Raw genomic sequence first — 21,395 nt, forward strand, 5'->3', positions numbered from 1 at the left:
CTCTCGATTCATGTATGGGCCTGCATTTACTGGCACCAGATTCATGACATGCTAGCTCATACCATCTGGATAATCAGCGATAACACGCCGCATGAAGAAATTGCTTCTAGCCATAGCCCTCTTGATCCTCGCTACCGGTGCAGTTTTGTACCTGTCACCAGCCGCGCAGTTGACCGCTTACCAGTCCATCGAACAATGGCGCGCCGGGCTGCATGAGCGTAGCGTCAGCGTGAATGACCTGCCTGTGAGCTATTACGAGGGCGGCCCGCCGGGTGCCGATACCGTACTGTTGGTGCACGGCTTTGGCGCAGACAAAAGCACGTGGTTGTGGTTCGCCCGTGACCTTACCGAGCGCTATCACGTTATCGCTGTCGACCTGCCCGGCTTCGGTGCCAGCGGCCGTCCGCATGGCAGCTATGACGTCGGCACCCAGACCGAGCGGCTGGCCGCCTTCACCGAAGCACTGTCGATCAGGCGCATGCACGTGGTAGGCCACTCCATGGGTGGCCATATCGCAGCACTCTATGCGGCGCGTTATCCGCAGCAGATCACCAGCCTCGCGCTGATGGCTAATGCCGGCGTTAGCGCACCGCAACGCAGCGCCTTTTTTCAACGCATGGACGAGCACGGCGATAATCCATTACTGATAGAGCGCACCCCGCAGTTCGATCAATTGCTCGACTGGCTGTTCGTTGCGCCACCGCAATTGCCGGAGCACATTCACAATTATCTGGCGCAACGCGCGGTGGACGACAGCGCCCACCAGCGCGAGGTGTTCGAGCATCTGCAGCAGCGCTACCTGCCGCTGGAGCCCGAGCTGCCGCGGATCAGCGCTCCCACCCTGCTGCTGTGGGGCGATCAGGACCGTATTCTCGATGTGTCCAGCGTCGAGGCGATGAAACCTCTGCTCGTCGATGTCAGCGTGGTGATCATCAAGGGCTGCGGCCACGCGCCGATGCTCGAGCGGCCTGAAGAAACCGCCGCGCATTATCGACATTTCCTTGATGGCATAGGACCAGGCAAAACCACAGAAGCGGGCCAGACGGCGGCGGTCGATTAGCCGTCGCCTTGTCACCATCCAAACCACCATTGCGCTATTCGCAGCCATAAAAAAACCCGCTCGATGAGCGGGTTTTCGTGGCTACAAAAGCGGATCAGACCAGCTTTTCCAGCTCCGGTACAGCTTCGAACAGATCGGCGACGAGGCCATAGTCGGCAACCTGGAAGATCGGTGCTTCCTCATCCTTGTTGATCGCGACGATCACTTTGGAGTCCTTCATACCAGCCAGATGCTGGATAGCACCGCTGATGCCGACCGCGATGTACAGCTGCGGCGCGACGATCTTGCCGGTCTGGCCGACCTGCATGTCGTTCGGCACGAAGCCGGCATCGACCGCAGCACGCGAGGCGCCGACCGCGGCACCGAGCTTGTCGGCCAGGGTGTAGAGGTGCTTGAAGTTGTCACCGTTCTGCATGCCACGCCCGCCGGAAACGACGATCTTGGCAGCGGTCAGCTCGGGACGATCAGACTTGGCCAATTCTTCGCCAACGAACGCCGACGTGCCGGCATCGCCGCCCGCCGAAACGTTTTCGATGGCAGCCGATCCACCTTCGGCAGCGACCGCGTCGAAACCGGTGGCGCGCACGGTAATCACCTTGACGGCAGCAGACGACTGCACGGTAGCAATGGCGTTACCGGCATAGATCGGACGCTTGAAGGTGTCCGGGCTTTCAACGGCAACGATCTCGGAGATCTGATCAACGTCCAGCTGCGCAGCGACGCGCGGCAGAATGTTTTTGCCGTTACTGGTAGCGGCAGCCAGCACGTGGCTGTACGCCTTGCCCAACTCGGCCACCAGCGGAGCAATGTTTTCCGGCAGTTGGTGAGCGAAGGCGGCATTGTCGGCAACCAGTACCTTGGCAACGCCAGCAATCTTGGCTGCTGCCTCAGCGGTAGCGCTGACGTTCTGGCCAGCGACCAGCACGTGGATGTCGCCACCAATGGCCTGGGCGGCAGCGACGGTATTCAGGGTCGCAGGCGCCAGCTCGGAATTGGTGTGTTCAGCGATAACCAGAATAGACATTAGATCACCTTCGCTTCGGTTTTCAGTTTCTCGACCAGTTCGGCAACCGACTTGACCTTGATACCCGCACCGCGTGCAGCAGGCGCTTCGACCTTGAGGGTCTTGACGGTAGAGGCAGTGGAGACACCCAGCGCGTCAGGCGTCAGGGTTTCCAGCGGCTTCTTCTTGGCCTTCATGATGTTCGGCAGCGAAGCGTAGCGGGGCTCGTTCAGGCGCAGGTCGGTGGTGACGATGGCCGGCAGGTTCAGTGCAACGGTCTGCAGACCGCCGTCGATCTCACGGGTGACGTTGACCTTGTCGCCGCTGACTTCCACTTTGGAAGCGAAGGTGCCCTGGGCATAGCCAGTCAGCGCCGCCAGCATCTGGCCGGTCTGGTTGTTGTCGCTGTCGATGGCCTGCTTGCCGAGGATAACCAGCTGCGGTTGCTCCTTGTCGACCACGGCCTTGAGCAGCTTGGCGACCGCCAGGGAGTTCAGTTCGTCGGCAGACTCGACCAGAATAGCGCGATCAGCGCCCAGTGCCAGGGCGGTACGCAGTTGCTCCTGTGCCTGGGTCGGACCGATCGAAACGACCACGATCTCGCTGGCGACGCCCTTCTCTTTCAGACGTACGGCTTCTTCAACGGCGATTTCACAAAAAGGGTTCATCGACATCTTGACGTTGGCAAGATCGACGCCGCTGTTGTCCGGCTTAACGCGAACCTTGACGTTGTAATCGACCACTCGTTTGACAGCTACAAGAACCTTCATGGATTCCTCGTTACTCTCCGGTGAATAGGAATGTCGCCAGAAGCGAGCATGCGGTGATGCAGACAAGCAGGACGCAAGCGACCTTCAGTCCAGACGGCGAACGCAAAACCGCCCGTATCTTGACCGCACGACATAGCTCGGTCAATACACCTAGCTGCGAGCCATTCGTGTTGTAGCCGGATTCTAACAGGCCTACAGAAAATTCAAACAAACGTTTGTATTGGCCGTGATCCAGGCTGGCTATATACTGCGCGAGCGTGGATCAGGAAGGATGCCGGCACGCCATAAAAAATTAGAGAGCCTTGATGAGGAGATAGCCCGTGGAACGCGAATTTATGGAGTTCGACGTCGTCATCGTCGGCGCTGGCCCCGCCGGCCTGTCCGCCGCTTGCCGCCTGAAGCAGAAGGCCACCGAGGCTGGCCAGGAAATCAGCGTCTGCGTGGTCGAGAAAGGCTCCGAAGTAGGCGCTCACATCCTCTCCGGTGCCGTTTTCGAACCGCGCGCTCTGGATGAACTGTTCCCCGACTGGAAGGAACTGGGCGCGCCGCTCAATACGCCGGTCAAGGGCGACGACATCTATGTACTCAAGGATGCCGAAAACTCCGTCAAGGTTCCGGGTTTCTTCGTGCCCAAGACCATGCACAACGAAGGCAACTATATCATTTCCCTCGGGAATCTGTGCCGCTGGCTCGCCCAGCAGGCAGAGAATCTTGGTGTGGAAATCTACCCGGGTTTCGCCGCTCAGGAAGCACTGATCGACGAAAGCGGTGTGGTACGTGGCATCGTCACCGGCGACCTCGGCGTCGACCGTGAGGGCAACCCCAAGGAAGGCTATTACACCCCCGGTATGGAACTGCGCGCCAAGTACACGCTGTTCGCCGAAGGCTGCCGCGGTCATATCGGCAAGCAACTGATCAAGAAGTACCAGCTCGACAGCGAAGCCGATGCCCAGCATTACGGTATCGGCCTCAAGGAAATCTGGGATATCGACCCCAGCAAGCATCAGCAAGGCTTGGTGGTGCACACCGCTGGTTGGCCGATGGACATCATGGGCACCGAGAACACCGGTGGCTCCTTCCTTTATCACCTGGAAAACAACCAGGTTGTCGTTGGCCTGATCATCGACCTGTCCTACGCCAACCCGCACCTGTCGCCGTTCGACGAATTCCAGCGCCTCAAGCACCACCCGGTGTTCAAGCAATACCTGGAAGGTGGCAAGCGTGTTTCCTACGGCGCGCGTGCAATTGCCAAAGGTGGCCTCAACTCGCTACCGAAAATGGTCTTCCCGGGCGGCGCACTGATCGGCTGTGACCTCGGCACGCTGAACTTCGCCAAGATCAAGGGCAGCCACACTGCGATGAAGTCCGGGATGCTGGCCGCTGACGCCATCAGCGAAGCGCTGGCTGCAGGCCGTCAAGGTGGTGATGAGCTGCGCAATTATGTCGACGCGTTCAAGGCCAGTTGGCTGTACGACGAACTGTTGCGCAGCCGCAATTTTGGCGCGGCGATCCACAAGTATGGCGCCGTGGTCGGCGGTGGCATCAACTGGGTCGACCAGAACCTGTTCGGCGGCAAGCTGCCCTTTACGTTGCATGACAACAAGCCAGACTATGCCTGCCTGAAGCTCGCGGCGGACTGCAAGAAGATCGACTACCCGAAACCGGACGGCAAGCTCAGCTTCGACAAACTGAGTTCGGTGTTTCTTTCCAACACCAATCATGAAGAAGAGCAACCCTGCCACCTCAAGCTGACTGACCCAAGCATTCCGATCGACAAGAACCTGCCGCTGTACGATGAGCCCGCGCAGCGCTATTGCCCGGCGGGCGTGTATGAAGTGGTAGCCAACGACGACGGCAGCAAGCGCTTCCAGATCAACGCGCAGAACTGCGTGCACTGCAAGACCTGTGACATCAAGGACCCAGCCCAGAACATTACCTGGGTGGCACCGGAAGGCACGGGCGGGCCTAACTACCCCAACATGTAACCAACAAAAAGGCTCCCTCGGGAGCCTTTTTGTTGAGCGCTATTCCAGCGGCCCAATGGGAAAGAACACCCCGCAGCTCCACACGCCCAGCCAAGCCTTGCCATCGATTTCACGGGGCTGCGCCAGCTCGACCAACTGATAGAAGACGTTGCGATGGATCAGCGCTTCCAGATTGGCGCGAATGTGGACATAGGGCGACGGCTCCTGGGTCTGCGCATTCAGGACCACCCGCAGCGGATGCTCTCCTCCCGCCTCTACCTCGTCACCGACATTGGTCACGAAGCGCAGCACCTGCGCTTCGCCCTGCCCGGTCGTCTCGACCGAGACGGCCACAAAAGGCGCGTCGTCGACCGTGATGCCGACTTTCTCGACGGGGGTCACCAGAAAATAGTCATCGCCATCGCGGCGAATGATTGTCGAGAACAATCGCACCATGGCCGGACGACCAATCGGCGTGCCCATGTAGAACCATGAGCCATCGCGGGCAATACGCATATCGATATCGCCGCAGAAATCCGGATTCCACACATGCACCGGCGGCATGCCCTTGCTGCCTGCTGGCGGAATCTGCGCCAGCAGATCACCGGCTTTATCGGTTTCGCTCACTGCCCCTCCCAAGGCCAGCTCCAGGCAGAAGCGGGCCGTTAACGACTGAAGCCCAAAAGTGTACGCGCATAATCCTCGAGCGGCGCTCTGATCAGATCTTCGGGCCGGGCGTCGTAAAACGTCAGGAATCCGCCGCGACTGCGAATACGCGCGTTATCCACCAGGTAACGAGTGTTGGTTTCGATCAGCATCAGCTGCAGCACGCTGCGATCAGTCCCAAGCCGGTCAAAGGCTTCCTGGTCTTCCCACTCTTCCAGGGTGCCAATGCGGTCGTCGGCGTAGGCGAAGCGGGTGTACAGCAGGTAGTGGGCACCAGCAGCACGGGCCTCGCCCAGGGCCTCGTCCAGGCCGACCGGCGCCCGAGAGCGGCGCACCATGGGGAAGTATTCGACGAAACCGCGGAACGCTTCTTCGGCGACCACGTTGGGCCGCGGGTAGGCGTGCTTGCCACTGGGCGCGAAATGGCCCTGGGCGATGTAGATGAACGAATCGGCCTGCAGACGCCAGGAGGCGGTGCGTCGAACCTTGCTATGGTCGAGCACGCCGGCGTCACGCAAGTGATAGGTGGCGCCATCAGCCATGTCGCTTATATTCATGCAGCCAGCCAGGCTCAGCAGCAAAGCGGCAGCAAACAGATTACGCATCTAACTCTCCCGGCCGGCGGCGGAAAACCGGCGAATACCTGCGTTAAGCAGGTTTCGCGCCAGCCCCATCAAGACCTGAGCTTACCGTTGATGATAAATTCCACTCCCGATGCCTCAACCTAGCAAACGCTTCCCCAGCGCCGCCGCCCCAGCCCTTCAGCGGAACAGCCGCCTCATGACATTCGAGCAATCGAACAGCAACCGTACAACCAGCACGCCACCCAGCATGCTCGAGTTCCCCTGGCACGAAACTCCGCTCGGCGCTCGCGATACATGGCCGGCCACCCTGGCTGTAGCCGTGGAAATGATCATGGCCTCCAAGTTCCCCCAGTGCCTGGTGTGGGGCGACGAATTGATCACCATACACAACGAGGCCTTCAAGCCGTTGCTGGGTGAGAAGCCAAACGCCCAGGGCCGGCCGTTCAGCGATGTCTGGAGCGAAAGCTGGGAGGCGATTGCGCCGATCGCTGCACGCGCCTTCGCAGGCGAAGCCACCTTCATCGAGGATTTTCAGTTGCAGGTGGTACGTCGGGGTTATCCCGAACTGGCCTACTTTACCTTCTGCTACAGCCCGGTTCGCGACGAACATGGGCGGGTGCTGGGAATTCTCGACACGGTGGTCGAGACGACCGAGAAGGTCGTCATCGAAAGCCAGTTGCTGCATGAGCAGCAGCGGCAACGCACCCTCAATGAAACCCTCGAGAAACGAGTCGCCCAGCGCACCCGTGAGCGCGACAGCATCTGGCAGCATTCACGTGACCTGTTGGCAACGCTGGATGATTCCGGCCGGCTGAGCAGCGCCAGTCCGTCGTGGCAACGAATCCTCGACCAGCAAGGCGAATCGCTACTGGGCCGCTCGTTTCTAGAGTTGATGCATCCGAACGATATCGAGGCGGCGCGCGAGCAACTGGCTCTGTTAACCAATGACAGCGTGCAAATCGAGTCGCGCTGTGCACATGCCGATGGCTCCTGGCGGTGGATTGCCTGGTACCTGACCGTCGATGGCGAAACCACCTACGCCTACGGCCGCGACATCGACGAAGAAAAACAGCGGGCAGCCACACTTGCCCAGGTTGAAGAACAACTGCGCCAGGCACAAAAAATGGATGCCGTCGGTCAACTCACCGGCGGCATCGCTCATGACTTCAATAACCTCCTGGCTGGCATCATCGGCAACTTGGAACTGCTCGGCAGCCGCATTAGCCAAGGCAACATCGGCGGGCTCGAGCGTTACACCGGCGCAGCACTGGGAGCAGCCAACCGGGCCGCGAACCTTACCCATCGGCTACTGGCCTTTTCGCGCAGGCAGACGCTCGCGCCGAAGCCGATCAACGTCAATCACCTCGTCCAGGACCTCGAGGAACTGCTGCAGCGCACCGTTGGGCCGCACATTCAGGTCGAGTTCGATCCTGCCACCTCACCCTGGACAGTACTGGTCGATCCCAATCAACTGGAAAATGCGGTGCTCAACCTGTGCATCAACGCGCGTGACGCCATGCCAGAGGCAGGCACGCTGGGAATTACCACCCGCAACGTGACACTCACGCTGGAACAGGCGCAGATGCATGACGTGCCGCCCGGCGAATACCTGTCCCTGCAAGTCAGCGACACCGGCAGCGGTATGGCGCAACCCATCATCACGCGTGCGTTCGACCCCTTCTTCACCACTAAACCAACCGGCAAGGGTACGGGGCTCGGCCTGTCGATGATCTACGGGTTCGCTCGGCAATCAGGCGGCATGGCATACATCGAGTCGTGCGTGGACGATGGCACCACGGTGTACATCCTGCTGCCTCGCGACCACCAACTGGCGCAAGCCCCTGACGCCGCCCCGCAACCCGGCGAGTCACTGAAAACGCTGCCTGCGCCGCACAAAAACATCTTGCTCGTCGACGACGAAACGACGTTACGCGAGCTGATAGGCGAGGTACTCGAAGAGTTGGGCTACGCCGTGCTGCATGCCGAAAATGGCCCGCGCGCTTTGGACATTCTGCAGTCGAGTGCAACCGTCGATCTGCTGGTCAGTGACGTCGGGTTGCCTGGGGGCATGAACGGTCGGCAGGTGGCCGACGCGGCCAGAGAGATCCGGCCCGGGCTGAAAGTGCTGTTTATCACCGGTTACGCAGAGAGTTCGGTCATGCACGCCGACGACCTGGACGCCGACATGCAGGTGCTTACCAAACCCTTCGAGATCGACACGCTAGCCAGCCGGGTCACTCAGCTGCTTGGCTGATCCACAGACGAGTCAGCCGCCAGCGCCTCGGGATCGCGCTTGCGCTTGTTACCCATACGCACGCCAATATCCATAAGGAACTGAAAGAAGCCTTCCTGATCTTCCAGGACATTGCTCCAGAACGGCGAGTGATACAACGCCACCGCGCCATGTACCAGCGCCCAGGCGGCGCAGTAATGGAAGTAAGGCGGTACGTCTTCGAGTTTGCCTTCGCCGATCCGGCCCTTGATCAACTGGGTCAGACGCTCGAAGTTGGATGCGCGCATCTTGTGCAGGTGTTCGACCAGATCCGGCACCTGATTGCCCTTGACCACCTTCTCTTCGAGGCGGTCGAACAGTCGGTAACGCTGCGGATCACGCATGCGGAACTCGAAGTAAGCGCGCGATAACGCTTCCTTGTCACGGTCGACATCGGACGACTGCAGCAACTCGCTCAGGTCACTCTCGTAGTCGAGCATCAGCCGCAGGTAGATTTCTGCCTTTGACTTGAAATGCTTGTAGATGGTGCCTTTGCCAATGCCCACGGCGTCGGCGATCATCTCGACGGTCACGCTGTCCTCGCCCTGCTCGAGGAAGAGCTTGAGGGCGATATCGAGAATCTCCTGCTCGCGGCGGCGAAACTCACGGATCTTGCGGGGTTCTTTCTGCATAAGGATATGACAAGGTCAGAAAATTCAAGTCCGTTATTATGCCTAACTAACGCCAAATTGCACGGATCACACGCTCATGAATGCCATCATCGACGAGTTTCCTCAGCCAGCCGATCTTTACTACCTGAACCACGCGGCGGTCGCCCCCTGGCCGGCACGCACCGCGCGGGCCGTGGAGCGCTTCGCGAAGGAGAACATCACCAGCGGCGCGCGTGATTACTCGCAATGGCTGGAAACAGAACGCCGCCTGCGCGAGCGCCTGGCGCGCCTGCTGAATGCGCCGTCGCGGGCTGATATCGCACTGGTCAAGAACACCTCCGAAGCGCTGTCGTTCGTGGCCTTCGGCCTGGACTGGCGCGAAGGCGACCAGATCATCATCAGCAGTGAAGAATTCCCGTCCAACCGCATCGTTTGGGAGGCTCTACGGCCACGGGGCGTTGAGGTGGTGCAGGTGAACCTGCACGACGGCGCCGCAGAAAGCGCACTGCTCGCTGCTTGTACGCCACGCACCCGCCTAATGGCGATCAGCGCGGTGCAATACGCCAGCGGCCTGCGCCTGGATCTGGAGCGCCTCGGTATTGGCTGCGAGCAACGCGGCGTGCTGTTGTGCGTGGATGCTATCCAGCAACTGGGCGCCGTGGGCATGGACGTGCAAAGCAGTCGCTGCGCCTTTGCCATGGCTGACGGCCACAAATGGCTGCTGAGCCCGGAAGGCCTGGGCGTGTTCTATTGCCGACAGGATTTGCGTGAGCAGCTGACGCTGCACGAATACGGCTGGCACATGCTTGAGCACGCTGGCGACTACGACCGTGATGACTGGCAACCAGCACGCAGCGCCAGGCGCTTCGAATGCGGCAGCCCCAACATGCTCGGCGCCATGGCGCTGGAGGCGAGTCTGTCGCTGCTTGAGGAGGTCGGCATGCGTCAGGTCGAAGACGCGCTACACGAACGGGTGCAATGGCTGCTCGACGGACTGCAGGGTCTGTCGGGCGTCCAGCTACTCAGCGTCAAAGAGCGGGAAAAACGCGCGGGCATCGTTACCTTCGCCCTGGCTGGATGGGAGAACCGTGCGCTGCACGAGCGTCTGAAAACAGCACAGATCATCTGCGCCCAGCGCGGCGGCGGGATTCGCCTGTCACCACACTTCTACACGCCGCCACGCGTTATCGAAGAAACGCTGCGGCTGTTACGCGCCGTCGCCTCGCAATGAGCACTAGCAGCCGGAGAAATATTCCAAATCCGTTTAAAGCCGGCATAGACGTCGGCCGCAAATGACCAATACTTCAGAGACCGTTGCGGCATCTCCCCCAAGTGTCGCGGCGGCCGGAGTGCCGAGGACCGCGCACTTCGCTTGACTCCTAATGGTCTTGACCCGGATTCCCCCGAACCCGGGTTTTTTTTACCTGCCGCAAGCCGCAGGCCGACAGCAAATCAGGCGACCCGCGCCAAGGGGAACAACCGCTTGAAGTTCTCGCCCGTCTGCTGCGCCAGCTCGTCATAACTCACGCCGCGCAGCACTGCCAGGTACTCGGCGACATCACGTACGTACTCCGGCAGGTTGGGTTTGCCGCGGTGCGGGATGGGTGCCAGATACGGCGAGTCGGTTTCCACCAGCAGGCGGTCGGCGGGCACCTGGCGAGCCACTTCGCGTAACGCGTCGGCATTGCGGAAGGTGACGATGCCCGACAGCGAGATATAGAAGCCGATATCCAGTGCTGCCTTGGCCATCTCCCAGTCTTCGGTGAAGCAGTGCAGCACCCCGCCTTGCGGCAATGCCGCTTCACGCAGGAGCGCCAGCGTATCGGCGCGGGCTTCGCGGGTATGCACGATCACCGGCTTGCCGGTGATCTGGGCGGCGTGCAGGTGCAAACGGAACGCCTCGCGCTGCGCCTCGGCCGCCTCTGGCTCGTAGTGGTAATCGAGGCCAGTCTCGCCGATGGCCACCACACCGGGGTGATCGAGTTCGGCGAGCAGCCAGTCCAGTGCCGGCGCGCTGCCCGGCTGCAGATCGAGCGGGTGGATGCCAACCGAGCAATCGACGTCAGCATAGCGCTGCGCCAGGCTGCGCACCGCGGCAGCATTGTCGGCACTCACCCCGATACACAGGAAATGACCAACACCGCGTGCGCGCGCGGCAACCAGCGCCTCGTCCAATGAACCGCCGTGGGCAGTCAGGTCAAGACGATCAAGGTGGCAGTGGGAATCTATCAGCATGAAGTAGCGCCTCAAGCGGCAAGCATCGAGCCGCAAGCGAGTCGCCAGGGCTCACTTGTCGCTCGCGACTGGGGGCTTGCAGCCTACATCGTATGGGTGGGGCGATCGGACTTGAGAGCGCCCGCCAGGTAGGTTTCGATCTTGTTTCGAGCAGAATTGTCGCCTTCGTTGAACTGCACACCCACACCAGCGGCGCGGTTGCCCTGAGCGCCCTTGGGGGTGATCCACACAACCTTGCCAGCGACCGGGATCTTTTCCGGTTCGTCCATCAGATTGAGGAGCATGAAGACTTCATCGCCGAGCTTGTAGTTCTTGTTCGTAGGAATGAACAGACCGCCGTTCTTGATAAAGGGCATGTAGGCGGCATAAAGCACCGACTTGTCCTTGATGGTCAGGGACAAGATGCCGTTACGGGGCCCCAGATTCGGTGGCAAGCTCATGCGTGATTCCTGATTTCGTGTCGTGGCATCGATTCTAGCCCGGTCCAGGCAGGCTTGCCCACTGCACCAGCAAGGCTTCGAGAAGCAGCACACGGTTGAGGTTGGCTTTACCCAGGACTTTCTGCCGCTGTTGCAGCAGCCATTCCTGAATGCTCAGCACTTTGCTCTGCGGCGCCTTCTGCGCCAGGTACTGCACGACCTTGGCCATATCGGTGGGGCCAAGGCCCTGCTCGTCCTGCGTGAGCTGGTAACGCAGGATCAGATGCGCCCAATCGCAAAACCAGTCGAACAGCAGCGGCAAGGGCACCTCTTTCCAACCCTCGGCCAGTTGGCTGACGGAAATCTGCTGCTTGTGCAGCTTTTTCACACCCTCTACAACCAGCGCACGCTGCTCGCGCACCCCTTGTGCCTGCAGCCTGACCGCCGCCAGCGGAGAGCCCGCCGCCAGGTACAGCAACTCGCGAATCTCCTGCTCGGAGGTGCCCGGCAGGGCCTCGCCCAACCACTCCAGGCTCACCCTCTCGCTGGGCAGCGGGCAGGCCTGCTGCACGCACCGGCTTTTGATGGTCGGCAACAGCCGGCTCGGCTGGTGGCTGATCAACAGCAGCACGGTATCGCCCGAAGGTTCTTCCAGGCTCTTGAGCAACGCATTGGCGGCGTTCAGGTTCATGGCCTCGGTCGGCTCGACGAGGATCACCTTGCGCCCGCCCAGCTGTGCGGTTTGCACCACAAAGTTGACCAGTGCCCGTACCTGATCGACCTTGATCGGCTTGTCGGCCTCCTCCGGCTCAAGCACGTAGTTGTCCGGGTGGCTGCCGGCAGCCAGCAGATGACATGATTTGCACTGCCCGCAGGGCTGCAGCGCCACCGGAGACTTGCACAGCAAAAGCGCCATCAGCCGTTCGGCCAGCGCTCGCTTGCCGATCCCGGCAGGGCCATGGAGCAGATAAGCGTGGGCATGCTGGCTGCGTCCGGCCAATTGCTGCCACAGGGCGGTCTGCCACGGATAGACATCAGCCACGCTGCAGCTCCAACAGCTGCGGCAGCAGCTCATCGAGGTCGCGCTGCACGGCTTCGAGGGTCTGCGCCGCATCGAGAATGCGATAACGCGCCGGCTCGGCCCTGGCGCGTTGCAGGTAGGTCGTACGCACCGCCTCGAAGAACTCGCGGCCTTCCTGCTCGAAGCGATCCAGGCGCCCGCGGGCAGCTGCACGCGCCAGGCCCACTTCCACCGGCAAATCGAACACCAGGGTCAGATCGGGACGCAGCGCGCCCTGCACGAACGTTTCCAGCTGCGCGATACGCTGCACATCCAGGCCACGGCCGCCGCCCTGATACGCGTACGTGGCATCCGTGAAACGGTCACAAAGCACCACGGCACCGCGGCTCAACGCCGGCACAATGACCTGAGCGAGGTGCTGGGCACGTGCCGCGAATACCAGCAGCAGCTCGGTATCGCTGGCCATGGCTTCGCCGCTGGGCGCCAGCAGCAATTCACGCACCCGCTCGGCCAGCGGCGTGCCGCCGGGTTCGCGGGTCAGCAGCACGTCGATCCCCTGCTCGCGCAGCAGCGCCGCCAGGTATTCGCGATTGGTGCTCTTGCCGGCGCCCTCGGGGCCTTCCAGGGTGATAAACAAGCCGCTCACGGGGTGTCCTTATCGCTGTTCTGAGAAGTCGGCGCCGGGCTGGAACGGTAGTCCGCCCGCCGCTTCAACTGGTATTCACGCACGGCGCGGTTGTGTGCGTCGAGGGTCTCCGAAAAGACGTGACTGCCATCGCCACGGGCGACGAAATACAGCGCCTTGCCAGCCACCGGATGCAGCGCCGCATGAATCGCCTCGCGGCCGACCAGGGCAATCGGCGTCGGCGGCATACCGTCGATGGTGTAGGTGTTATAAGGCGTAGGCTCGCGCAGATGAGCGCGAGTGATCCGCCCTTGATAGCGTTCACCAAGACCGAAGATGACCGTCGGATCGGTCTGCAGTCGCATACCAATCGCCAGGCGGCGAACGAACACCCCGGCGATCTCGCCGCGCTCTTCCGGCACGCCGGTTTCCTTCTCGATCATCGAGGCCATGATCAGCGCTTCGTACGGATTCTTGTACGGCAGCGATTCGGAGCGGTTCGCCCACTCTTCATCGAGCACCACCTGCAGGCGTTTGTGAGCCTGCTTGAGCAGGTCCAGATCGCTCATGCCGCGCACATAGCGGTAGGTATCGGGGAAGAAGCGCCCTTCGGGGTTGAGGCCGGGCTGCCCAAGCTTCGCCATGATCTCGTCATCACTCAGCTTACTCAGGGTCAGTTCCAGTTTGTCCTGACGCGCCAGTGCTGCCCGCACCTGGCGGAAGCTCCAGCCTTCGACCAGGGTCAGGCTGTATTGGACCACTTCACCGCGTCGCCACAGGTCGAGCATATCCCGCACACTCAGGTCGGGCGTCAGGCGGTATTCGCCGCTGTGCAGCGGTTGTCCCTGCAGATTGAAACGCCAATACAGGCGCAACCAAATCGCGCCATCGATCACGCCATCGGCCTCCAGCCGGTTGAGTACGCCACCAGGCGTGGCACCGGCGGGCACCTCGATCAGGCGTTCCTCGCTAATGGCCAGCGGCTGCTCCAGAGCGCGGTGCTGCTGCCAAGCGGCAAAGCCCAGCGTAAGGCCAGCCAGCACAACGGCAATTTCGAGCATTAACAGTAATTTGCGGATCACGAATCAGCAGTCCAGTAGATGACGGGCAATGGCCTGCAGTTTACGGGTGAGCGGTCCGACCGACCAGTGACGGCCCTGTAACTCGCGAACCGGCCATATGCCGTACAGGCTGTTGCAGACGAAGACCTCGTCGGCGGTCAATAGCTCGTCGAGTTCGATATCACGCACCTGACAGATAATCCCCAGGCTCTGCGCCTGTTCCAGCAGTTCGGCACGCATCACGCCCGCCACGCCGCAACGCGACAAGTCAGGGGTCGACAGCATGCCATCGCGCACCATAAACAGGTTGCTGAACACGCCCTCGATCACTCGCCCCGACACATCGCGCATCAATCCTTCCGCGTGTTCGGCATCCTGCCATTCGGCACGAGCCAATACCTGTTCGAGGCGATTGAGATGTTTGAGGCCGGCCAACAGTGGCTGCTCGGCCAGGCGGGCCTGACAGGAGAACAGATGGACACCGCGCTCGGCGTGCTGCGGCGGGTGAGCCGGCATGACGCCAGCCTGCAGAATACGCCGTGGAGCCCCGGCTGACGGCGCGTAGCCTCGCTGGCCGTCACCGCGGGTGACAATCAGTTTGGCGACGCCCTGCTGAAGCTCGGCGCAGAAGGCCAACAGCTCGCCGCGTAGTTGCGCGCTATCGAGGTTGATCAGCAGACGCTTGCAGCCGGCACCGACACGCGCCAGGTGGCGGTCGAGCAGCACCGGCTGGCCGCCGCGCACGGCGATGGTCTCGAACAGGCCGTCACCGTAGGCCAGGCCGCGATCCCCAAGGGACAACGACGTGGCCGGCCGGCCATCGACCCAGCTGAGCATCAATCAGCGTACCGACGGAATACCAGTGAGCCGTTGGTGCCACCGAACCCGAACGAGTTGGACAGCGCCACCTCGATCGGCATTTTGCGCGCCTGGTGCGGCACGAAGTCCAGATCGCAGCCTTCGTCCGGCTCGTCCAGGTTGATAGTCGGCGGCGCGACCTGATCACGCAGCGCCAGGATGCTGAAGATCGCCTCGACCGCACCTGCGGCGCCGAGCAGGTGCCCGGTCATCGATTTGGTCGAGCTGACTGCAACCGAATGCGCGTGATCACCGAAGACGGTCTTGATCGCTGCCACTTCAGCCTTGTCGCCGGCCGACGTCGACGTGCCGTGGGCATTGATGTACTGCACGTCGGAGGGCTGAATGCCGGCATCACGCAACGCGTTGGTCATGCAACGCGCGGCGCCAGCACCGTCCTCGGGTGGCGAAGTCATGTGGAAGGCGTCGCCGCTCATGCCGAAGCCGATCAGCTCGGCATAGATGGTCGCGCCACGTGCTTTGGCGTGCTCGAGCTCTTCGAGCACCAACGCACCAGCACCGTCGGAAAGCACAAAGCCATCGCGGCCCTTGTCCCACGGACGGCTGGCCTTGGTCGGCTCGTCATTGCGAGTGGACATGGCGCGCGCCGCACCGAAGCCGCCCAGGCCCAGACCACAGGCCGCCATCTCGGCACCACCGGCGAACATCACGTCAGCCTCGCCATAGGCAATGTTGCGTGCGGCCATGCCGATACAATGGGTACCGGTGGTGCAGGCCGTGGCGATGGCGTAGTTGGGGCCCTGCAGACCGAGGTGAATCGACAGGAAGCCGGAAATCATGTTGATGATCGAGCCCGGCACGAAGAACGGCGAGATGCGCCGTGGCCCCTGCTCGTGCAACGATTTGCAGTTATTCTCGATGTTGGTCAGGCCGCCGATGCCGGAGCCCATGGCCACACCGATGCGATCACGGTTGGCATCCGTGACTTCCAGGCCGGCGTCACGAGCTGCCTGAAAGCAGGCCGCCAGACCGTACTGGATAAATAGATCGAGCTTGCGCGCCTCTTTGGCGGACAGATACGGCTCGACATCGAAATCCTTTACCGAGCCACCAATGCGGGTGGAATAGGCAGAAAGATCCATGTGTTCAAGCAGGCCGATGCCACTGCGGCCGGCCAGAATGCCCTGCCAGCTGCTCGGCACATCGTTACCCAGCGGCGACAACATGCCCATACCGGTAACCACGACGCGTCTACGCGACACAGCAATCTCCTCTTATCAGGTTTTTCTACGCCTCGATGCACCTGGCAAGCCTTTGCCCAGGCATTGATCATCCAGCGATTGGCTCTGGGCAGACTCACCCGAGCGGAAAGACGCCGTCGGCGTTCTTCTTGCTTTTACAGTGACCCGTTAAAGAAAAGCCGCACGCCTTTGCAGACGTGCGGCTTTTCCGATTCGGGAAGCGACGAACTGCTTATTGCGCGTGCGCAGTAACGTAGTCGATTGCTTCCTGAACAGTGGTGATCTTCTCGGCTTGCTCGTCCGGGATTTCGGTCTCGAATTCTTCTTCGAGAGCCATCACCAGCTCAACGGTGTCAAGAGAGTCGGCACCCAGGTCTTCAACGAAGGAAGCGCTGTTGGTTACTTCTTCTTCCTTCACGCCCAGTTGCTCGGCAACGATTTTCTTGACGCGTTCTTCGATGGTGCTCACGTGTTGTCACTCCTATTGGACAAATCCAGCCAGCTGGTTGTGCCGGCAAGTGTATAGAAAGGGTTTTCGGCTTTTCAAGCTGAAAGCCAATGGCGCCCACGGAAATACCTCAACGACCTCATTTCCAAACCCGCAATTTTGCCACCAAGTTTGAATCGATCGAAGACGTTCGCCGAAGGCACCGCCCGTATTCAGCTCATGTACATCCCGCCGTTCACAGGGATAGTAGCCCCTGTGACGTAAGCTGCACCATCGGAGGCAAGGAAAGAAACCACATTGGCGATCTCTTGTGCCTGCCCCAAACGGCCCAGCGGAATCTGTGTCAGCAGCGCTTCACGCTGTGCTTCCGGCAATTCACGGGTCATATCGGTATCGATGAAACCCGGTGCCACAGCGTTGACGGTGATCGAACGCGAACCAACCTCACGGGCCAGTGCACGGCCGAAACCTTCGAGGCCAGCCTTGGCCGCTGCGTAATTTACCTGCCCGGCGTTGCCCATGGCACCCACCACCGAACCGATGTTGATGATACGCCCGAAACGCGCCTTGGTCATGCCGCGCAGCACGGCCTTCGACAAACGATAGAGGCTGTTGAGGTTGGTATCGATGACGTCATGCCACTCGTCATCTTTCATACGCAGCATCAGGTTGTCGCGGGTGATGCCAGCATTGTTGACCAACACCAGCACCTGGCCGAAATCCTTCTGGATCTTTTCCAGCGTGGCGGCGACCGACTCGTCGTTGCTCACGTTGAGCATCAGGCCAGTGCCTTCGATGCCATTTTCCTTGAGGGTGGCAGCGATACGCTCGGCACCCGCTTCGGACGTCGCCGTACCGATCACCACGGCGCCCTGACGACCCAGCTCCAGGGCGATTGCCTGGCCGATACCGCGGCTTGCGCCAGTGACCAGTGCAACCTTACCTTGCAGACTCATAGCATTCTCCTAGTGTTCGGCCTAGACGGCGGCCAGTGCAGCGCGCGCAGCGGCAAAGGCTTCGGGGGTGTCGAGGTTGTGCGTATTGACGCCCTTGACACAACGCTTGTTCAAACCTGACAGCACTTTACCTGGGCCGCATTCGACCAGATCGGTAACGCCCTGCTCGCCGAGACGGACCATTGACTCAACCCAGCGTACCGGGCTGTACAGCTGAGCCAGCAGATCGCGCTTGAGGGTATCGAGGTCGGCCACCACATCGGCACTGACGTTCTGCACCAGCGCAATCTCCGGGGCCTGCCACGCGATGGCGGCAACCGACTCGGCAAAGCGCTCGGCAGCGGGACGCATCAGCTCGCAGTGCGACGGTACGCTGACCGGCAATGGCAGCGCACGCTTCGCGCCACGTGCCTTGCAAGCCTCGACCGCGCGAGCCACGGCAGCCGCGGAACCGGCGATTACCACCTGGCCCGGCGCGTTGTAGTTGACTGCGCTAACCACTTCGCCCTGCGCCGCTTCGGCGCAGGCGGCCTGCACGTCGGCGTCTTCCAGACCAAGAATGGCCGCCATGCCACCCTGCCCGGCCGGTACGGCCTGCTGCATCAGCTGGCCACGCAGCTCGACCAACTTCACCGCTTCGGCGAAGCCGATGGAGCCAGCGGCGACCAGCGCACTGTATTCGCCCAGGCTATGCCCGGCGACGAACGCAGGACGCGCGCCGCCCTCGGCCAGCCACAAGCGCCACAAGGCGATAGAGGCAGCCAGTATGGCAGGCTGGGTCTTGTCAGTCTGGTTGAGCTGGTCTTCCGGGCCCTGCTGGGTCAATGCCCACAGGTCATAACCCAAAGCGCTCGATGCTTCACTGAAGGTGTCGAGGACCAGCGCGTGCTCTGCGCCGTGTCCGGCCAACATGGTCAGCGCTTGCGAGCCCTGACCGGGAAAGACGAATGCGAGGGATGCAGACATGGAACGGTTCCCTTAGTGATCTTCTCGTCGAAAATTAACGCCCGCCATCGGCGCGCGCTGGAAAACTGACATTTTGGATGGCGGACCATCCCAAGTGGTCACATATTACGGCAGTAAGTGCCTGATCCGACCACTCAGTCGCTCTGGCAAATTCTCTTGCACATCGGTCATTGCCCGGCGAATGGCGCTCTTTATACCATCCGGGCCGGCGCTGCCGTGACTCTTCACCACGATACCTTGCAGGCCAATGAAGCTCGCACCGTTGTGCCGTGCCGGGGCCAGCTCGCTGCGCAAGCGGCGCAACAGCGGCAACGCCAGCAACCCGGCAACGCGCCCCAGCAGCGTACTGCGAAACAGCGCCTCGAGCCGTGACACGATCATCGTCACCAGGCCCTCGCTGGACTTGAGCAGCACATTACCGACGAAACCATCGCAGACCAGCACGTCAGCATCGCCGCGATACAAGCCATCCCCCTCGACGAAGCCGACATAGTTGAGCCCATCGACGCCCTCGAGCATCGCAGCCGCCTGCTTGACCTGCTGGTTACCCTTGGTTTCCTCGCTGCCGACATTCAGCAAACCGACCCGCGGCGCCGCCACGCCCTGCACCTCGGCTGCCACTGACCCCATGATTGCGAACTGACAGAGATGCTCGGCCGTGCAGTCGACATTGGCACCCAGGTCGAGCAGATGACAGACGCCATTGCGGCTCGGAATGGCCGCGATCATCGCTGGCCGGTCGATACCGGGCAGGGTTTTCAGCACATGCCGCGACAAGGCCATCAGCGCGCCAGTATTGCCGGCACTCACGCAAGCGTGCGCACGCCCGTCGCGCACCACCTCCAGCGCCACGCGCATGGAGGAATCCGGCTTGCCACGCAAGGCTTGAGCAGGACGCTCACCCATCTCGATAGACTCGGCCGCATGCTCGATTTTCAGGCGTGAGTAATCCACACCGGAGATACCAGCGAGCAGGGTTTCTATAAGGGAGGCTTGGCCGACTAGAACCAGGTGCAGCGAGGGGAATTCAGCCAGACAGGCGACGCTGGCTGGAACAATGCAGTGGGGACCGAAGTCCCCACCCATTGCATCAATCGCGATGATCGGAGCGGACAAGATTTACTCGTCAGCGCCCTTGTCGATCACTTTGCGACCACGGTAAACACCTTCCGGCGATACGTGGTGGCGCAGGTGAACTTCACCGGTGCTCTTCTCAACGGACAGAGCGTTACCCTCGAGCGCGTCATGCGAACGACGCATGTCACGGGCGGAACGGGATTTTTTGTTCTGCTGAACAGCCATACTAGTAAACTCCTAAACGTTTGGGTCACGCTTTAACTGTGCCAATACACTGAACGGGTTGGACCGCGTCACCCCGTCCTCGCTCGACTCAGGCTCATCAAGGCCCGCCGGCGGCTGGCAATCTTTCGGGTCATGGACCGGCACGATGGGCAAGGCGAGCAACAGCTCATCCTCGACCAAGGCCAGCAGATCCAGAGGATCTTCACCCATTTCCAGTACGTCATAGCCTTGCGGCACGGACTGGGTATTCGCGCCTTCCTTCACCACAGCGTAATCACACTCGCTGAGGATCGGTAAGGTGACCTGATCCAGACAACGCTGGCAAACCATCTTGACTTCAACCTCGAGCTTGCTGTGGATGACCACAGCATGGCGCTCGTCACGCTCGAAAGAAAACTTCGCACGCACGTTACCGCCGTTATCGGCAAGAGGGTCGCAGAGCCTCGACAAATCGGCTAGCGGTAGCTCACCCTCAAGGGTGGCACCACGATCGGCGAGTTTGCGTGGATCAACGTGAGGTGGAATCGGGCCGTTTGACATAGGCGCCGCATTCTATGGATGCAACCGTGCGCTGTCAAAGGAAATTCCGCCTGTCCAGGTGCTTTGCTGACGGCTAGAATTTCCAGCCCATTCCGTACAAGGCCAATGCCGATGTCTTCCTTGGTTCTCGCCTCCAGTTCACCCTACCGCCGTGAGCTGCTGAGCCGTTTGCGTCAGCCCTTCGAATGGGCCGCACCGAGCATCGATGAGGCGCGTCGCAAGGGCGAGTCCGCCGAGCATCTGGTACGCCGTCTGGCTCAGGAAAAGGCCCTGGCGCTGGCCGAGCGTTTCGGCGAACACCTGATCATCGGCTCCGACCAGGTTGCCGTGCTCGACGGCCAGGTACTCGGTAAACCTCACGATTATCGCCGTGCCCACGCACAACTCAGCGCAGCCAGCGGCAAGAGCGTCACCTTTCTAACCGGCCTGGCATTACTCGACAGCCGCGATGGCAGCTGTCAGGTCGACTGCATTCCTTATACGGTGCATTTTCGCGACCTGACCGCCGAGCAGATCGAGCGCTACCTGAAAGCCGAAGAGCCTTACGACTGTGCCGGCAGCTTCAAGGCAGAAGGACTGGGCATCAGCCTGTTTCGCAGCACCGAGGGTAGCGACGTCAACAGCCTGATCGGGCTGCCACTGATCCGCCTGGTGGAGATGCTCGACACCGCGGGCGTTCAGATACCGTGATAACGTCATAGTCTGGCGTCCAGCGAAGCGATACCCGGAGAACAGCGGTGACCCGCGCCACGGTATTACCGCACTCAACGGCGGATTCCGAAACGGTGGCCGGGACCGCATCGTGCCATCCGGCACCTCGATACCGATGCGG

General features: G+C 61.2%; 23 protein-coding genes. 5 read left to right on the forward strand and 18 right to left on the reverse strand.

Features of this window, described 5'->3' with window-relative positions:
* The first annotated feature begins 91 nt into the window (after nt 1-91).
* Nucleotides 92-1,060 (forward strand): alpha/beta fold hydrolase, encoded by a 969-nt coding sequence (locus tag BLS60_RS17540; protein ID WP_092370603.1) that lies wholly within the window; start codon nt 92-94, stop codon nt 1,058-1,060.
* Nucleotides 1,061-1,154: 94 nt separating this feature from the next.
* Here the strand turns inward: BLS60_RS17540 and BLS60_RS17545 are convergent, their stop codons facing one another.
* Nucleotides 1,155-2,084, reverse strand: a complete 930-nt coding sequence (locus BLS60_RS17545) for an electron transfer flavoprotein subunit alpha/FixB family protein (protein ID WP_092370606.1) — start codon at nt 2,082-2,084, stop codon at nt 1,155-1,157.
* Nucleotides 2,084-2,833: an electron transfer flavoprotein subunit beta/FixA family protein gene (locus BLS60_RS17550; RefSeq protein ID WP_070883628.1), complete on the reverse strand. Its 750-nt coding sequence runs from the start codon at nt 2,831-2,833 to the stop codon at nt 2,084-2,086. Before BLS60_RS17550 ends, BLS60_RS17545 begins: the two co-directional genes overlap by 1 nt.
* 320 nt (nt 2,834-3,153) lie before the next feature.
* On the opposite strand from BLS60_RS17550, the gene BLS60_RS17555 reads away from it, so the two are divergent.
* Entirely contained in the window at nt 3,154-4,818 is a 1,665-nt protein-coding gene (locus BLS60_RS17555; RefSeq protein ID WP_092370609.1) for an electron transfer flavoprotein-ubiquinone oxidoreductase, read from the forward strand.
* A gap of 39 nt (nt 4,819-4,857) precedes the next feature.
* Here the strand turns inward: BLS60_RS17555 and BLS60_RS17560 are convergent, their stop codons facing one another.
* Nucleotides 4,858-5,424, reverse strand: a complete 567-nt coding sequence (locus tag BLS60_RS17560; RefSeq protein WP_092370612.1) for a DUF1285 domain-containing protein — start codon at nt 5,422-5,424, stop codon at nt 4,858-4,860.
* 38 nt (nt 5,425-5,462) lie between these two features.
* Entirely contained in the window at nt 5,463-6,068 is a 606-nt protein-coding gene (locus BLS60_RS17565; RefSeq protein WP_092370615.1) for a DUF4823 domain-containing protein, read from the reverse strand.
* 175 nt (nt 6,069-6,243) lie between these two features.
* Between BLS60_RS17565 and BLS60_RS17570 the strand changes: the two genes are divergently transcribed.
* Nucleotides 6,244-8,301, forward strand: a complete 2,058-nt coding sequence (locus tag BLS60_RS17570) for a hybrid sensor histidine kinase/response regulator (RefSeq protein ID WP_167357681.1) — start codon at nt 6,244-6,246, stop codon at nt 8,299-8,301.
* Here the strand turns inward: BLS60_RS17570 and BLS60_RS17575 are convergent.
* Nucleotides 8,286-8,951 carry a TetR/AcrR family transcriptional regulator gene (locus tag BLS60_RS17575; RefSeq protein ID WP_092370621.1) on the reverse strand — a complete coding sequence of 222 codons (666 nt, stop codon included), beginning with the start codon at nt 8,949-8,951 and terminating at the stop codon, nt 8,286-8,288. The genes BLS60_RS17570 and BLS60_RS17575 overlap by 16 nt on opposite strands.
* A gap of 76 nt (nt 8,952-9,027) precedes the next feature.
* Here BLS60_RS17575 and BLS60_RS17580 point away from each other — a divergent pair, with 76 nt between their 5' ends.
* On the forward strand, nt 9,028-10,161 hold the full coding sequence (locus BLS60_RS17580) for an aminotransferase class V-fold PLP-dependent enzyme (RefSeq protein ID WP_092370624.1): 1,134 nt from the start codon (nt 9,028-9,030) through the stop codon (nt 10,159-10,161).
* A gap of 221 nt (nt 10,162-10,382) precedes the next feature.
* Here BLS60_RS17580 and BLS60_RS17585 read toward each other — a convergent pair whose 3' ends face one another.
* The 13 genes from BLS60_RS17585 to BLS60_RS17645 form a co-directional block, all read right to left on the reverse strand.
* Nucleotides 10,383-11,165 (reverse strand): TatD family hydrolase, encoded by a 783-nt coding sequence (locus tag BLS60_RS17585; RefSeq protein ID WP_092370627.1) that lies wholly within the window; start codon nt 11,163-11,165, stop codon nt 10,383-10,385.
* Nucleotides 11,166-11,248: 83 nt separating this feature from the next.
* Nucleotides 11,249-11,605 carry a PilZ domain-containing protein gene (locus BLS60_RS17590; RefSeq protein WP_070883621.1) on the reverse strand — a complete coding sequence of 119 codons (357 nt, stop codon included), beginning with the start codon at nt 11,603-11,605 and terminating at the stop codon, nt 11,249-11,251.
* A 34-nt stretch (nt 11,606-11,639) separates the two neighbouring features.
* Nucleotides 11,640-12,626 (reverse strand): DNA polymerase III subunit delta', encoded by a 987-nt coding sequence (locus BLS60_RS17595; protein WP_092370630.1) that lies wholly within the window; start codon nt 12,624-12,626, stop codon nt 11,640-11,642.
* The gene (tmk, locus tag BLS60_RS17600; RefSeq protein ID WP_092370633.1) at nt 12,619-13,251 is read right to left on the reverse strand and encodes a dTMP kinase; all 633 of its coding nucleotides are present in this window, start codon (nt 13,249-13,251) and stop codon (nt 12,619-12,621) included. The genes BLS60_RS17595 and tmk overlap by 8 nt, the downstream gene beginning before the upstream one ends.
* The gene (gene mltG, locus BLS60_RS17605; RefSeq protein WP_092370636.1) at nt 13,248-14,312 is read right to left on the reverse strand and encodes an endolytic transglycosylase MltG; all 1,065 of its coding nucleotides are present in this window, start codon (nt 14,310-14,312) and stop codon (nt 13,248-13,250) included. The genes tmk and mltG overlap by 4 nt, the downstream gene beginning before the upstream one ends.
* Nucleotides 14,313-14,315: 3 nt before the next feature.
* Nucleotides 14,316-15,128 carry an aminodeoxychorismate lyase gene (gene pabC / locus BLS60_RS17610; RefSeq protein WP_092370640.1) on the reverse strand — a complete coding sequence of 271 codons (813 nt, stop codon included), beginning with the start codon at nt 15,126-15,128 and terminating at the stop codon, nt 14,316-14,318.
* A complete protein-coding gene (gene fabF, locus BLS60_RS17615; protein WP_092370643.1) occupies nt 15,128-16,372 on the reverse strand; it encodes a beta-ketoacyl-ACP synthase II in 1,245 nt (414 codons plus the stop codon). Before fabF ends, pabC begins: the two co-directional genes overlap by 1 nt.
* 211 nt (nt 16,373-16,583) lie before the next feature.
* The gene (gene acpP / locus BLS60_RS17620) at nt 16,584-16,820 is read right to left on the reverse strand and encodes an acyl carrier protein (RefSeq protein ID WP_003245177.1); all 237 of its coding nucleotides are present in this window, start codon (nt 16,818-16,820) and stop codon (nt 16,584-16,586) included.
* A 191-nt stretch (nt 16,821-17,011) separates the two neighbouring features.
* Nucleotides 17,012-17,755 (reverse strand): 3-oxoacyl-ACP reductase FabG, encoded by a 744-nt coding sequence (fabG, locus tag BLS60_RS17625; protein WP_092370646.1) that lies wholly within the window; start codon nt 17,753-17,755, stop codon nt 17,012-17,014.
* Nucleotides 17,756-17,776: 21 nt separating this feature from the next.
* Nucleotides 17,777-18,721 carry an ACP S-malonyltransferase gene (gene fabD / locus BLS60_RS17630; RefSeq protein ID WP_092370649.1) on the reverse strand — a complete coding sequence of 315 codons (945 nt, stop codon included), beginning with the start codon at nt 18,719-18,721 and terminating at the stop codon, nt 17,777-17,779.
* 105 nt (nt 18,722-18,826) lie between these two features.
* Entirely contained in the window at nt 18,827-19,837 is a 1,011-nt protein-coding gene (plsX, locus tag BLS60_RS17635; protein WP_092370652.1) for a phosphate acyltransferase PlsX, read from the reverse strand.
* Between the two features lie 3 nt (nt 19,838-19,840).
* Nucleotides 19,841-20,023 carry a 50S ribosomal protein L32 gene (gene rpmF, locus BLS60_RS17640; RefSeq protein ID WP_025167420.1) on the reverse strand — a complete coding sequence of 61 codons (183 nt, stop codon included), beginning with the start codon at nt 20,021-20,023 and terminating at the stop codon, nt 19,841-19,843.
* A gap of 12 nt (nt 20,024-20,035) precedes the next feature.
* On the reverse strand, nt 20,036-20,563 hold the full coding sequence (locus BLS60_RS17645; protein ID WP_070883613.1) for a YceD family protein: 528 nt from the start codon (nt 20,561-20,563) through the stop codon (nt 20,036-20,038).
* Nucleotides 20,564-20,674: 111 nt separating this feature from the next.
* On the opposite strand from BLS60_RS17645, the gene BLS60_RS17650 reads away from it, so the two are divergent.
* A complete protein-coding gene (locus BLS60_RS17650) occupies nt 20,675-21,253 on the forward strand; it encodes a Maf family protein (RefSeq protein WP_092370928.1) in 579 nt (192 codons plus the stop codon).
* The last annotated feature ends 142 nt before the right edge of the window (nt 21,254-21,395 follow it).

This window comes from Phytopseudomonas seleniipraecipitans, assembly GCF_900102335.1.
GTDB lineage: Bacteria > Pseudomonadota > Gammaproteobacteria > Pseudomonadales > Pseudomonadaceae > Aquipseudomonas > Aquipseudomonas seleniipraecipitans.